Annotated in this window: 15 protein-coding genes, 1 tRNA gene and 1 pseudogene; 8 read left to right on the forward strand and 9 right to left on the reverse strand. The window is 66.5% G+C overall.

Translation table 11 applies throughout. The annotated features are described in order from the left end of the window. Positions 1 to 52 precede the first annotated feature (52 nt). Positions 53 to 1,639 carry a hypothetical protein gene (locus ACGFIO_RS18455; RefSeq protein ID WP_392827440.1) on the reverse strand — a complete coding sequence of 529 codons (1,587 nt, stop codon included), beginning with the start codon at positions 1,637 to 1,639 and terminating at the stop codon, positions 53 to 55. Positions 1,640 to 1,687: 48 nt separating this feature from the next. Between ACGFIO_RS18455 and ACGFIO_RS18460 the strand changes: the two genes are divergently transcribed. From ACGFIO_RS18460 to ACGFIO_RS18470, 3 genes are all read left to right on the forward strand, one after another. Continuing rightward, entirely contained in the window at positions 1,688 to 1,993 is a 306-nt protein-coding gene (locus ACGFIO_RS18460) for a hypothetical protein (protein WP_392827441.1), read from the forward strand. Positions 1,994 to 2,258: 265 nt separating this feature from the next. Beyond that, entirely contained in the window at positions 2,259 to 2,972 is a 714-nt protein-coding gene (locus ACGFIO_RS18465; RefSeq protein ID WP_392827442.1) for a class I SAM-dependent methyltransferase, read from the forward strand. Between the two features lie 312 nt (positions 2,973 to 3,284). Beyond that, positions 3,285 to 4,484, forward strand: coding sequence for an ATP-binding protein (locus ACGFIO_RS18470; RefSeq protein ID WP_392827443.1), 1,200 nt, complete (start codon positions 3,285 to 3,287; stop codon positions 4,482 to 4,484). Positions 4,485 to 4,743: 259 nt separating this feature from the next. Here ACGFIO_RS18470 and ACGFIO_RS18475 read toward each other — a convergent pair whose 3' ends face one another. The 3 genes from ACGFIO_RS18475 to ACGFIO_RS18485 all read right to left on the reverse strand — a co-directional run bounded on the left by ACGFIO_RS18475 (position 4,744) and on the right by ACGFIO_RS18485 (position 7,022). Then, positions 4,744 to 5,421 (reverse strand): GNAT family N-acetyltransferase, encoded by a 678-nt coding sequence (locus ACGFIO_RS18475; protein ID WP_392827444.1) that lies wholly within the window; start codon positions 5,419 to 5,421, stop codon positions 4,744 to 4,746. Positions 5,422 to 5,512: 91 nt separating this feature from the next. Next, entirely contained in the window at positions 5,513 to 6,232 is a 720-nt protein-coding gene (locus tag ACGFIO_RS18480; protein WP_392827445.1) for a C40 family peptidase, read from the reverse strand. A 610-nt stretch (positions 6,233 to 6,842) separates the two neighbouring features. Beyond that, a complete protein-coding gene (locus ACGFIO_RS18485) occupies positions 6,843 to 7,022 on the reverse strand; it encodes a hypothetical protein (protein WP_392827446.1) in 180 nt (59 codons plus the stop codon). Positions 7,023 to 7,157: 135 nt separating this feature from the next. Here ACGFIO_RS18485 and ACGFIO_RS18490 point away from each other — a divergent pair, with 135 nt between their 5' ends. Beyond that, positions 7,158 to 7,424, forward strand: coding sequence for an excalibur calcium-binding domain-containing protein (locus ACGFIO_RS18490; RefSeq protein WP_392827447.1), 267 nt, complete (start codon positions 7,158 to 7,160; stop codon positions 7,422 to 7,424). Positions 7,425 to 7,480: 56 nt separating this feature from the next. Here ACGFIO_RS18490 and ACGFIO_RS18495 read toward each other — a convergent pair whose 3' ends face one another. From ACGFIO_RS18495 to ACGFIO_RS18505, 3 genes are all read right to left on the reverse strand, one after another. Beyond that, positions 7,481 to 7,660: a hypothetical protein gene (locus ACGFIO_RS18495; RefSeq protein WP_392827448.1), complete on the reverse strand. Its 180-nt coding sequence runs from the start codon at positions 7,658 to 7,660 to the stop codon at positions 7,481 to 7,483. Positions 7,661 to 7,736: 76 nt separating this feature from the next. Continuing rightward, positions 7,737 to 8,618, reverse strand: coding sequence for a transketolase family protein (locus ACGFIO_RS18500; protein ID WP_392827449.1), 882 nt, complete (start codon positions 8,616 to 8,618; stop codon positions 7,737 to 7,739). A 5-nt stretch (positions 8,619 to 8,623) separates the two neighbouring features. Beyond that, on the reverse strand, positions 8,624 to 9,256 hold the full coding sequence (locus ACGFIO_RS18505) for a transketolase (protein WP_392827450.1): 633 nt from the start codon (positions 9,254 to 9,256) through the stop codon (positions 8,624 to 8,626). A gap of 48 nt (positions 9,257 to 9,304) precedes the next feature. Between ACGFIO_RS18505 and soxR the strand changes: the two genes are divergently transcribed. Continuing rightward, positions 9,305 to 9,739 carry a redox-sensitive transcriptional activator SoxR gene (soxR, locus tag ACGFIO_RS18510; RefSeq protein ID WP_392827451.1) on the forward strand — a complete coding sequence of 145 codons (435 nt, stop codon included), beginning with the start codon at positions 9,305 to 9,307 and terminating at the stop codon, positions 9,737 to 9,739. Here the strand turns inward: soxR and ACGFIO_RS18515 are convergent. Beyond that, a complete protein-coding gene (locus tag ACGFIO_RS18515) occupies positions 9,728 to 10,684 on the reverse strand; it encodes an NAD(P)H-quinone oxidoreductase (protein ID WP_392827452.1) in 957 nt (318 codons plus the stop codon). The genes soxR and ACGFIO_RS18515 overlap by 12 nt on opposite strands. Positions 10,685 to 10,769: 85 nt before the next feature. Here ACGFIO_RS18515 and ACGFIO_RS18520 point away from each other — a divergent pair. The 3 genes from ACGFIO_RS18520 (at position 10,770) to ACGFIO_RS18530 (ending at position 12,822) form a co-directional block, all read left to right on the forward strand. Beyond that, positions 10,770 to 10,857 (forward strand) — tRNA-Ser (locus ACGFIO_RS18520). A 565-nt stretch (positions 10,858 to 11,422) separates the two neighbouring features. Continuing rightward, positions 11,423 to 12,169, forward strand: a complete 747-nt coding sequence (locus tag ACGFIO_RS18525; protein ID WP_392827453.1) for an HNH endonuclease — start codon at positions 11,423 to 11,425, stop codon at positions 12,167 to 12,169. Positions 12,170 to 12,210: 41 nt separating this feature from the next. Further along, positions 12,211 to 12,822, forward strand: a complete 612-nt coding sequence (locus tag ACGFIO_RS18530) for a hypothetical protein (RefSeq protein WP_392827454.1) — start codon at positions 12,211 to 12,213, stop codon at positions 12,820 to 12,822. Between the two features lie 292 nt (positions 12,823 to 13,114). Here ACGFIO_RS18530 and ACGFIO_RS18535 read toward each other — a convergent pair. Continuing rightward, positions 13,115 to 13,297 (reverse strand): annotated as a pseudogene (locus ACGFIO_RS18535) (site-specific integrase); the annotation flags it as partial. Between the last annotated feature and the right edge of the window lie 93 nt (positions 13,298 to 13,390).

Raw genomic sequence — 13,390 nt, forward strand, 5'->3', positions numbered from 1 at the left:
GACGCGGGCTTCCGCGCGCGGTCAGTCGCCGGCGCCGGCCCTCCGTGCGCGGTCAGTCGATGACCGGGCCGGTCAGCACCGCGTTCGGGTCGTCGACCAGGTTGCGTACGTTCCAGGTCCAGACGCCGCCCTGCCAGGTCGGCTCGAAGCCGAGCAGGTCGGTCATCGCCCGCAGCATCTCGACATCCCGCGTCTGCGGCTGCAGGACGATCACGCCCGCCTTCCAGTAGCGGAGGTCGGCCAGGGTCATCTCGCGCCGGGTGTCGGTGATCTCGGGGGTCGGGTTGCCCTGCTGGATCGAGGCCATCAGGCCACTGGTCGGCCGCCACGGCGGCGAGAACAGCGCGGTGCGGTCGGTCGGGTCCAGCGGGTTCTGGTTGGGCAGCAACGCGTACGTGCCGGCGATCCGCATGTCCAGACCGGTGTACGCCGTCCAGCGCAGCGGCTCGGGGTAACCGGAGTCGGGCAGCGGGAGCGTGACCACGGTGTGGTCGTCGTCCACGAACTGCTTCCAGGTGCCCGCGGTGACAAAGTCGGGGACCGGGGTCATCGGGGCGCTGCGCACTGGGGTCGGCACCAGCGGGACCAGGGCCATCGCGACCGAGGTGATCATCGCCACCCTGACCGGGCCACGCGCCGACGGCTGGCTGCGGACCAGGTCGATCGCCTTCTGGCAGCCGATCGCCAGCACGATGCCGACCACCGGGGCGATCGCCATGGCCCAGCGGGTCGGCACGGCCGAGTTGAGCACCGGGACGCTGTGCAGGACCGCCCAGATGCCCGGGACGCCGGTGTTGATGCCGTTCAGGAAGATCCGCGGGCCGAGCGACATGGCCGCGAACAGCAGCGCGATGCCGCCCAGGGCGACCACCGCGACGCTGCGCCGCAGCCAGACCATCAGGCCGAGGAAGAGGATGACCAGGCCCCAGCCGAAGAACGCGTTCTGCTCGGCCGGGTTCTGGGCCAGCCGCTCGGCGGTCAGCTCGTTGCCGGCCACCGACCGGGCCGAGTATGCGGTGAAGGACCCGAGGTCGGCACCGAAGTTGCGGACGAACTGCGGCAGGCCGTGGTAGCTCTGCGGCCCGAAGAACTGCACGGCCAGCGGGTACGCCAGCACACCGAGCGTGACGACCGCCGTGATGCCGAGCCCGCGCAGGAAGGTCAGCACCTCGCCGCGGTGGGTGTGCCGCCGCGAGATGGCCATCGCCGTGCAGAAGATGCCGAGGCCGACCGCGGTCATGAAGAGGATCTCGAGGTTGATGAACGCCTGCCAGACCAGCAGGCCGGCCAGGATCAACCCGTTGCGTACGGCCCGGCCCGGCGTCCGCAGGGCCAGGCAACGCCAGATGATCAGCGGCACCAGGAACTGCGACACGATGTTGGGGTGGCCGCCGGCGTGCGACACCATGCTCGGCGCGAAGGTGCAGAACAGCGCGCCGACCCACGCGGCCAGCCGCGAGGTCACGAAGACCCGGGAAAGCACCAGGTACCACGAGATGCCGGTAACTGCCAACGCGAGCGTAAGAAAAAGGTTGAACGCCACATGGGTGCCGAACAGAAGAGTGATCGGCGTCATCGGCAGCGAAACGGCCAACACCGAGGTGTTGGCCATCATGTTCACCCCGTCGGGGTAATTCATGCGATCGGAGAAGAACGGATAAGCGCCATCAGTAACGATGCGAGCACCGTGCGCCAGCATCATCTCGAAGAAGGCTTGATCTTGTGGATCATCGCGCAACTGATGATCAAGATTGAGCCACAACGGCAGCGTGATGAAGAGCGCTACCGCAACGAAACTGCATATGGCGACCGCGTCCCGCCAGGTGAGAGAGAGCCAGAAGCGCGGCCGCGTGGCCGGCTCGACCTCGGGCCTAGCTGCGGGTATGACCGCGAGCGTCGGACTGGTCACATCGGTGTCGAGAGTCCGGAGCTCCGCGTCGAGGTCGCCGGGCTCGGCGACATCGCGGGGCCGCATGGCACTCCCGCCGGCTGACTGACCGCTCGAGTCAATACCCGTAATCGTCATAGCATCGGCCACCCTAACCGAGGTTGGTAACGTTGCAGTGTCGGGCGGCCGATGCGTGATCGAGCCGATATGTACAAAGCAGCCAACGTCACCGTGTACCCGCCGAGCAATGTCTCAATCAGGCAAAAAATGAGTGGGGCTCCCCCGCTCAACTTTCGTCTCTGGACGCCGGATGGTTAACTCGGTCAGTCCCGCTGTCAGCTCGGATAGGCAAGACGAGGGAACCTTACTTATGGCAGACATCACCGGAGACCAGCGGATCCAGTCCGAGGTCCTCGAGGGCCTCGCGATGGCCGTGAACCACCGCCGGTGGTTCGTCGAGCTGGCTCTTCCGTATCTGGGCGACAACCCGATCGAGATCGGCAGCGGCCTCGGCGACTACGCACTGGAGTGGTCGGAGCACCTTCCGCGGTTCACCGCCACCGAGGCGGACCCCGATCGGCTCGTCCAGCTCAAGGAGCGCCTGGCCGACCACCCGAACATCGACGTGCGGCAGATGCTGCTCCCCAGCCCGGAGGCCAACGGCGAATACAGCGCCGCTGTCTCCTACAACGTGCTGGAGCACATCGAGGACCACGTCGGCGCCCTGCGCAGCATGGGCGAACTGGTTCGCCCTGGCGGCCGGATCATCCTGATCGTGCCGGCCTTCATGTTCGCGATGAGCCAGGTGGACATCGCCACCGGCCACATCCGGCGCTACACCAAGAAGACGATGCGCGCCGCGATGACCGAGGCCGGCCTCGAGATCGAGAAGCTGCACTACGCGAACGCGCTCGGCCTGATCAGCTACTACGGTGCGACGAGCATCTTCAAGCTGGCCCCCAAGGAGGGGCCGATGATCAAGTTCTACGACAGCCTGGTGCTGCCGGTGACCAAGGCGGCCGAGAGCGTCATGAAGCCGCCGTTCGGCCAGTCGGTCTTCGTGGTCGCGCGTACCCCGCGCTGACCCGAGTTCCTCACGAGCGCCCGGGGCCCCTTCAGGGCCCTGGGCGTTTTTGTGCCATCACCTCGAAGACGCACAGGTGGTGCGCGCCACACCGGCCCCACCGGGCGACACTACTGTCAGACATCCGACCGGGTGCGAACGGCGAAGATCCCCGTGCCCGGTGGTGATAGAGCAGCTGGCGCTCGGCCCCTCGCGGGGACGGGCGCCGACTGCTGCCGGCACCCGCTCACCGCCGCCCTCGCCACCGGGGCCGCGATCCGGTCGTCGGCCGAACCCGCCCGGATGCCGCGAACCGGGTGAGAGCATCGAATCGTGAGAGCACCTCTGCCCGAGGACGAGCCGGCCCGGCTGGCAGCGCTCCACGACGCCCAGGTTCTCGACACCGCGCCGGAGGAAGACTTCGACGACATCGCGCTGCTCGCCTCCGAGATCTGCGGCACCCCGATGGGCCTGGTCAGCCTGGTCGACACCGACCGGCAGTGGTTCAAGGCCAAGATCGGCCTGGATATCGAGCAGACGCACCGCGACATGTCCTTCTGCGCGCACGCGATCCACGGCCACGAACTGTTCGAGATCCCCGACGCCGCGCAGGACCACCGGTTCGCGGACAACCCCATGGTGCTCGCCGACGACGGCATACGCTTCTACGCCGGCGCGCCGGTGGTGCTCGACGGAACGCACTCGGTCGGCACGGTGTGTGTCGTCGACCACGTGCCCCGGGAGCTCACCGGAGCCCAGCGGCGGGCCCTGCGCAGCCTCGCCCGCCACGCTTCGGTGCAGCTCGAGCTGCGGCGATACGCCCGGCACGCCGGGGCGATCTCCGACCGTCTGCGCCACCTCGACCGGATGAAGGACTCGTTCCTGGCCACGGTGAGTCATGAGCTGCGTACGCCGCTCAGTTCCATCCGCGGCTATCTGGAGATGCTGCTCGAGGACGACTTCGACGCCGAGACCTCCCGCCGCTTCCTCTCCGTCATGCAGCGCAACTCCGACCGCCTGCTCCGGCTGATCGACGACCTGCTGCTGGTCGCCCGGCTCACCGAGGAGGGCATGCAGATGGATCTCGGCGAGGTCGACCTGGCCGAGGTGACCCACCAGGTGCTGTCGGCCTGCCGCCCGCTCGCCGACCACAAGGCGGTCAAGCTGCGCGACCGCACCGAGAGCCCGGTGCCGGCCCGCGGCGACGCCCGGCGCCTCGGCCACGCCCTCAACCACCTGGTCGTGAACGCCATCAAGTTCACCGCCGCCGGTGGCGAGATCTCCGTCGACGCGACGGCCGACCCCGAACCAGAGCTGATCATCACCGACACCGGCGTGGGCATCCCGGCCGACGACCTGCCGCACGTGTTCGACCGTTTCTACCGCAGCACCGCCGCCGACCAGATGGCCGCGCAGGGCCCCGGCCTCGGCCTGGCCATCGTCCGTTCGATCATCGACGCGCACCACGGCACCATCCGCGTACACAGCGAACCCGGCATCGGCACCACGGTCCGCGTCACGCTCCCCCGCTGACCCGCGGTCGGCTGACCCGCGCTCCGCTCACCCCGCCGACCCGCGCCACGCGCACACCGCCGACCCGCGCGCTCCACGCCACCCGCACCGAGCCATGCTGACGCCGCCGACCTGGCGCCACGCTCGTCCGCTGAGCACCGCGCCGCCCCCAACGCGCACACCGCCAACCCGCGCGCTCCACGCCACCCGCACCGAGCCATGCTGACGCCGCCTGACGCCACGCTCGTCCGCTGAGCACCGCGCCGCCCCCCATCCGGGGTCACCCTTCGGCGCTGGGCGCTTCCTCAGCGGCATCGCCGAGCCCGAACATCGCCCGGCAGGGTTCCAACCCCAAGATCTTGACGGGTACGCCACGAGCAGCGTCCCAGCCGGCCCGGTCGAGCCGCAGCCGCCGCCCCACCGTCGCCTGCCCGCGCACCACCAGCCGCTCGACCCCGTCGTCGACGTAGCCCAGGCGCTTCGACACCCCGTACGACGCCGCGTTGTGGTCGAACGCCTCCGAGACGGCGAACTCGGCACCCAGCCCGGCGAAGGCGAGCTCGAGCACGGCGGCGCGCATCTCCGTCCCGTACCCCCGGCCCTGGAACTTGAGGCCCAGCCACGAACCGGTCGCGACCTCACGCAGCACCGCGAACTGCCGGGCGCTGACCGCCTGCGTGCCGATGACCGTGCCGTCGGCCACCACCACGAACTGCAGGTTCCAGTCGTCGGGCGACCAGCGGGCCCACGTACCCCACTGGAACTGGATCGTGTTCCGCGCGACCACAGCCGGTTCCGCGTCGGTCCACGGCACCGAGAACGGCTGGACCGCCGGGTCGTGGACGCCGGCCGCGGCCACGTCGCCGAGAACCGCGAGATCATCCGGATCCGGTACGCGGAGCTCGAGCCGGGGCGTGGTCAGGCGCAGGCCGGCGATCGGCCAGTGGTCGGTCAGCATGCCCAGGATTGTGACGCCCCGCGCTGCTGGAAGCGCAACCTATTTGATTAGAAACGTTCGATGCTTTTATTAGAGAAGTTCGATGCTTTCATTACAGACGTTCGACGTGCAAACCCGCGTAGAGCCTGCGGTACACCACTCCGGTACGCCGGTTTCCCGCGTCGATCATCATGCCGCCACCCATGTAGATGCCGACGTGACCCGGCCCGACGACCAAGTCGCCCGGACGCGCCGCCGACCGTGGAATGGACCGCGCGCGGGCGGCCTGGGCCCCCGACGAATGCGGAAGGCTGATGCCGGCCCGGGCGTACGCACTCTTGGTGAAACCGGAGCAGTCGAAGAGGCTCGGCCCTTCGGCTCCGGACGCATACCCCTTTCCGATCTGGGCCCGGGCGAACGCGATGACCGCGCCCATCCCCGGCCGAATGCTGGACCGGGTGACGATCCGGTGGACCTTCGCCCGCCGCGGCCGGATCTTGCGAACCACGGCACGAGCCTCATGCCGTACGCTCTCCGTCCTGGCCCTTGGCCGCAAATGCCGCTTGACCTGCTCTTTTTCCTGCACCTTGACGCGCACAGCGGCGACTCGCACAGGCGAGCGCCGGTTCAGCGGCCGGGTGGCCCGGGACACCCGGACAGGGCGTTTCCCGAGTCGCTCGGCCCGCCGGGAAAGCGTGGCGACGGGGTCGAAACCGGACGTTTCAGTGTTGCTCGGGGCAACGCTGGGCGGGTTGGCACCGGCGTCGGCGGGCCGGTCGGCAGACTCGACAACCGGCGCGATAACGGCCAGCACAATGGCGCCGGCGGTCAACGCACGACGCGTGGACGGACGGGACAGTTCGGCCTCCGTACTCGGCCCGGAGCACTCACGCGAATCCCATTGTTGCCTTTGCCGCCCCGCGAGCGAAACGGCGTTGGGAACCCGGGCGATATGGGTTATTTCCGTCGACCATGCCAGCACATAATTGCATTGCACATGTGTCGGATCGGATTTTTTTACCCGGCGATTCGCCCGAAAAATTCTCCGCGCCCTCCCGCTGAGCGCGACTCTCACGTTCGGTCACTCAGAAAATGAGCACGGATCCGGCCCCCTCGGCCGCGCGTGTCCCGGCCGCCCCCATCCCGAGGGTGTGCCATCGCGCGTGGTTATAGCACCTCTGATGCGTCCTCGCGTGTACTTGCGGGACCTCGCCGGCCCGACAGAACGGTCTTTCTCCTCACGGCATACCGCGATACCGTGACCATCGCGTCGTCCATTGTGTCTCAGCACGGAAGTCCACAATGTTGCGTCGGGCCGAGATGCCGCTTGTATTCCGTTGCGGTGTCACGAAATCACGGCCTGCGAATACAGAGAATTGGACCGGGACTGACAGAGGTCGATGACCTCCCGTCCCGGCCGTTGGATGAGGCGCCGACGTGCATCAGGCGGTGGTGCGGCGGTGGCGGCGGTATTGCATGACCAGCCCGGCGGCGACGCCGAGGGTCAGCACGCCGAGCGCGACGCTGACCAGGGTGAGCCCGGCAACCGAGGTGGCGGCGTTGGCGATGGCCAGGACCACGAGGGCGGTCCAGAGGACGGGGCGGAAGTCGTTGTTCGTCATGCCCTGAAATCTATGCAGCAGGACGTTTCCCGACGATCCCCTGGGCTGCCCAACCCCGGTACAGCTGGCACTACCTCAAGTTGGCCGTGACGCGGCCGATTGAACGTCTGCTCCCTGACTCCCGAAAGAGGTCCCATGATCCGCAAGACGCTCGCGGCCGCGGCCATCGCCGCGTTCGCCGTCACCGGCGTCGCCGCGCCGGCCGGCGCGGCAGCGAAGACCTACGCCAACTGCACCGCGATGAACAAGGCGTACCCGCACGGCGTCGGAAAGAAAGGCGCCCGCGACAAGGTGTCCGGGTCGACGAAACCGGTCACCAACTTCAAGGTCGACACCGCCCTGTACAACGCGAACAAGAAGAGCGACCGCGACAAGGACGGCATCGCCTGCGAGAAGCGCTGACCGCTCCTCACCCATGACGGCTCAGGAGCCGGTCGGCCGGCGTCTTCGCGAACCGGTCAGGCCTGGGTGCGGCGGTGCCGGCGGTACTGCAGGACCAGGGCCACCGCGACGGCCAGGGCCAACACCCCCAGAATGACGCTGACCAGGGTCAGACCGGCCACCGAGGTCGCGCCGTTGGCGATGACGAGGACCACGAGGGCGATCCAGAGCGCGGGCCGGAAGTCGTTGTTCTTCATGCCTCGGGAACCTACGGACCCGGACCGCCGCCGGCGATCCCGCGGGCTGCCCAGCCGAGGTATAGCAGGCTGTACCTCAGCGGCCCAGGAAGCCGGTGATCGAGGCGCGGAGGCTGGGCGCATCCAGGCCGTGCGTGCGGGCGTGGTCGGCCGGGGTGCCGTAGTGGCGGATCTCGGCCCGGCCCACGCCGAGATGCAGGGCGCGGTGCGGGATGTCGCGCAGGGCGTCGGCGACCTGGCGGCTCGAAGTGCCCTGAAGGTACGGCTCGACCAGAATCACCTCGCGGTTGACCAGGCGGCGCAGGCCGGCCGAGTCGAGCGGGCGCGGGGTCAGCGTGTACGCGACGGTCACGTCCAGGTCGGCGGTCGCGGCCAGCACCGGGTCGAGCATCGGGCCGACGGCCACCACCACCGGGGCGCCGGCCCAGCCGGAACGCAGTTCCTGCAGCGCTGGGCCGGTGGCGTACGCGCGAGAATTCTCTTGGGTCGAAAGCCGCACGTACACCCGATCGTCGTGGCCGGCCGCGCCCCGAAGCAGGGCCGGAACCTCGTCGGGGTGGCCGGGCACGTGCACGGTCCAGCCGTCCAGGGTGTCGAGCAGTTCGACGTCGCCGGGCGACTGGTGGGTGTAGCCCTCAACCGACGCATCGTACGAGGCACCGATGCTGACCAGCACCGCCCCGACGTCCTGGTGGCCGAGGTCGAGCTTGATCTGCTCGTACGCGCGATCGATCAGGAAGGGTGCGTACGAGTGCACGTACGGCCGCATCCCGGTCAGCGCGAGCCCACCGGCCACGCCGGTCATCAGCTGTTCGCGGATGCCGACGTTCAGCACCCGGTCGGGGTGGCGGCGCATGGCCGGGCGGAACGCGTCGGCCGAGATGTCGGCCAGGACGACGGCGGTCCGCGGATCCTCTTCGAGCAGCGCGGTCGTGGTGGCGACAAAGGTTTCCCGCATGACGCTCAGTACTCCTTCTTCTCGACGGTGGCGACGACCACGTAGGGGCGGTCCCGGTTCCGTTCGGACAGGGCGGCCTCGATGGCGACGTGATCCCGTCCGTCCACGAGCGACACGTCCCAGCCGAGGAACCGGGCGGCGATCCCGCCGGGCCAGCCGTGCGTGGCCGACTGGTTGTCGATGACGATGGCGGTCAGCGGAAGGCGCGTGGCCGCGGCGTACGCGATGGCCTCGTGGTTCGATCCCTCATCGAGCTCCGCGTCGCCGAGCAGGACGAACACGCGCGAGTCGAGGAAGCCCTGCGCGCGCAGGCCGAGCGCGGTGCCGACGCCCAGCCCGAGGCCGTGGCCGAGCGAGCCGGTGCCGATCTCGACGCCGGGGACGAGCACCCGGTCGGGGTGGCCGCCGAGGTGGTTCATCCGCGTGCCGAGACCGTCCAGCCAGTCCCGCGGGATGAAGCCCTTCTCGGCCAGCACCGCGTAGTAGGCGTGCGGCCCGTGCCCCTTGGACAGCAGGAACCGGTCGCGATCGGGCGTGTCGACCGTATCCGGGGTGATCCGGAGAATCCGGTCGTACAACACCCAGAGCACGTCGATGGTGGAGTTGGCCGAGGGCAGGTGCTTCGTGGCGGCGATCATCCCCCTACACTGCAAGTTAAAGTGAACTTCAAGGCAAGGGACTCCGCTGTGGACACGCTCACGATCGGTGACTTCGCGGTGCGGGCCGGCGTGGCACCGTCAGCGTTGCGCTTCTATGAGAAGGAAGGGCTGATCAGGGCGACGCGTACGGGCGGCAACCAGCGCCGCTACCAGCGTTCCGAGCTGCGCCGGGTGGCCTTCATCAAAATCGCACAGCAGATCGGGGTGTCCCTGGACGAGATCCGGGACGTGCTCGCCACCCTGCCCGAGAACCGCACCCCCACCAAGGCCGACTGGACCCGGCTGTCGGCCCGCTGGCGCCGGCGCCTCGACGATCGGATCGCCCTGATGGAACGGCTACGCGACCAGCTCACCGGTTGCATCGGCTGCGGTTGCCTGTCGATGAAACGCTGCCAGCTCATCAACCCCAGCGACGAACTGGCCCTCACCGGCCCCGGGCCGCGCAAACTGCTAGGCGAGTAGCAGGATCTTGCCCAGGTGGTCGCTGGCCTCCATCCGGCGGTGAGCCTCGATCGCCTCGCTCATCGGCATCGTGGTGTCGATGACCGGCTTGATCTCGCCCGCGTCGACCAGCGGCCACACGGTTTCGCGTACCCCCGCAACGATTTTGCTCTTGTCGGCGACCGGCCGCGCCCGCAACGTGGTCGCCGAGATCGACCCACGCTTGCGCATCAGCTTGTTGAGATCGATTTCCGCGGTACGCCCACCCTGCAACCCGATCACCGCGAGCCGCCCGCCGGTCGCGAGCACGTCGAGGTTCCGCTCCAGATATTTCGCCCCGATGATGTCGAGGATCACGTCGGCGCCGCGCCCGCCGGTGAATTCCTTGGTCGCCGCCACGAAGTCGTCGCTGGTGTAGTCGATGACCAGGTCGGCACCGAGCCGGCGCAGCGCATCATGCTTGGCCGCCCGCGCGGTGACGACCACAGTCGCGCCGAGCGCCTTGCCGTACTGCACCGCGAACGTCCCGATCCCGCCCCCGCCGCCGTGCACGAGAAAGACGGAGTCCCGCCGCAGCCGCCCCACATTCGAGAACACGGTGCACGCCACCTCGGGCAGCGCCGCCGCCTCCTGCACCGACATTCCCCGCGGGATCGGCAGCAGTTGCCCCGCCGGCACCGCGACCCGCTCGGCATAGCCGCCACCAGCGAGAAGAGCACAAACCCGCTCCCCCACGCTGTGGTCACCGACCCCCCGGCCAATCGCGCTGATCACTCCCGAACATTCCAGGCCAGGGTACGGAAGGGAGCCCGCCGGCGGCGGATACTTCCCTTGCCGTTGCATCACGTCAGCCCGATTGACGGCCGCCGCCGTAACATCGACGATCACTTCGCCGTCCCCCGCCACGGGTTCGTCAACCGTCGTCCAGACAAGCCCGTCGGGCGGCTCAACCACAATCGCGTGCATGCCGTCCAGTCTGCCGTTCCACCCGCCGCCCCGCCCGGTTTGCGGACGAGTCGCCCGGATCTGGCAAACTGAGCGGTGCCACACGGGAGGGCTCGCCTAGTGGCCGATGGCGCCGGTCTTGAAAACCGGTGAGGCGTTCCGCGTCTCCGTGGGTTCGAATCCCACGCCCTCCGCTCCCAGCACGCGAAAGGCCCCTCTGACCAGCGCGAACGCTCTCAGAGGGGCCTCTAGTCTGATCGGCGCCGATCTCAATCGGTCTCACTTGATCTCGCTCAGGCTGACGCCGGTGCCCAAATGCGGCCCAAAGTTTGGACGGCCAGGTCAGGGCGCTACGTTCGGCTGATGTCACGGCCCGCGCGGCTCGCCTTGACCAACCGCGTAGGGATGTCGAGCACATCGATACTCAAACGCTGCATGCCTACCTCGCGGGGCCAAGCGCCTTGCTGGCGGGGCTGCACGCGAGTACATCGAGGGTGGCCCGGGAGACTGAACGGATTGCGACTGCAACATCGGATACGGGGATGTCTGTGGCTTGCGAGCAACGCTTCATCTCTAACAGCACGAGCCGATCCGACCTGCGGCGAGACCGCCCGGTTACACGATGCCGTTGCTGCGCAAAGGATTCAGCGCACCGACCACCACCATGTGAAGCCGAGTTAGATCCTACTCAGCCACTAAACATGCTATGGTCTTCGGCGCGATGCCCTACTTCATTCCTGAACGGAATGCAGTAAGGCGATGCCATTCGACGAATTAGAGCAAATAGCAAGGGCGGGGCCGCCGACCATGACAAACGGTTCCACAAGGCGTTTATCTTTGACCCAGGCCACTAAAGACTCGTTGTGGGCAGAGTCTGGCGGGCATTGTCAGAATCCTCAGTGTCGCGCAGATCTACTCGGGTTCATCGATCAGAAGAATATTGCCGAGTTGGCGCACATAATTCCTGCCAGCAAAAAAGGGCCACGTGCCGCCGACTCCCCCGAACTGACGAAGCAGGAACGTTCACTGCCTGAAAACATCCTCGTGCTCTGCCCCATCTGCCATACAGTAATTGACAAATCTCCAGAAGGCTTTCCGTCCCCGACACTTCGCGGATGGAAGGAGAAGAGCCAGCGCGCTCGCGCGATGGCCCACGGCACGCCGGTTTACGACACGAGGCCCGATGCCCGCAAAGCGGTAGAGAGACTGCTGGACAGCAACCGTACAGTTTTTGACCTCTACGGACCGAGAGACGACATCTTCGACGAGAGCCGAGCAGAGCGCTGGCGCGGCCACGTTAGGGATTCAATCATCCCTAACAACGACGAGCTCCTCCGTATCATTGAGGTTAATCGTCATCTTCTGAGTGATACCGAGAAGGCCACAGTCCAAGTGTTTGAACTTCATGCCAAGCAGCTAAAGGAACGTCACATAGCTGGCGACTGGACCCCCGGGTCGATCACTTTTCCTGGGGCCATGACGCGCATCTTCGGAGATATCAAATGAGCATACGCTCCTGGATCTTGAGGCAACTGAGCGAGAAGTCCATGCAGGTAGAGATCATCGGCTCGCAAGGCGTGCTCGTTCGACGCCCAGGCAAATCGGATGCCGTTGGCTATTGCGCCGAGCCGAGCGCTAGAAATGACTTTGACATCGAAGAGCTAGAGTCGGCAGTCAAGAACATTCCGCGGCTCGGGATGATCATCATAACCCGTCGAGCAGTCGCGCCCGACGTCTACGATAGAGCAAGCGAGCTGGGCGTATGCGTTGATACTTTTGGCGGATTCGTTCGAGCAATAGCGTCATTCGATGACGTTTCTCAGTATGTTCATCCTGACGAATCATATGTTAGGAAAAGGCTGCTTTCCACGCGTATCGTTTCTCGCCTGAACCGTCGTGGACACAGGGCTTGGGAAATCGAGCGGCAAAAGGGTCTTCGGTCGCTTACGATTGTCACGCATGAACGTTATGAGCTTACCGATGATGACTTCACGACACTGTTGAATCAACACCTAAAGATTGATATTGATGCTTTAGTGATCACTAACACCAACGCAAGAGGATTTGGTGAGCGTGTCACTAGAAACGCTCGGCAAGTAGGAATTCCGATATTCACGCTAGACCAGTTCATCGGCGAAATTCGTGCGCCATGGACATGAGGAGGCGGTGGCCGACTGTTGACACCTTGTGCCGACTTGCTGAAGAAATTGCCAGTATCGAACTGTGGGTGTTCGGGTCGGCACTGTCTTCCCCTCAGCCAAACGATATCGACTTGCTGGTTATCTACCGGGACCGGCATGACGTAGTAAAGCTTAGGGAGTCAGGCTTTTGGGAGATTTCTATACCGCCGATTGACATGATCGCCATGACGATAGACGAAGAGGATCACTATAAGTTCATTGAAGGAACAGGAGCCATTCGCTTAGTCGCCTCGGCTACTCGGCGGGCGCGCTAATCGGAAGAACCGCCGTGGTCGCATTCGTCGCCCAGAGCCGCTTCGATTCGCCGCCGGGCAGCCTCGTCCTGGCCGTCGATGCACTTGGCGTAGACCTTGAGGAGAACGTGCACGCTGTGCCCGGCCCACTCGGCGACCTGGGTCGCCGGCACCCCGGCGTTCAGCCAGAGCGACACTGAGCGCTTTTCAACTGCCGTGGATCGGGTTCTCGATGTGGTGCAGGGCCAGGATGGCCTGCACGATGGCGGTGGCGCGGCGTGGGCAGCAGCGCA

This window comes from Actinoplanes sp. NPDC049265 (genome assembly GCF_043197135.1).
GTDB lineage: Bacteria > Actinomycetota > Actinomycetes > Mycobacteriales > Micromonosporaceae > Actinoplanes.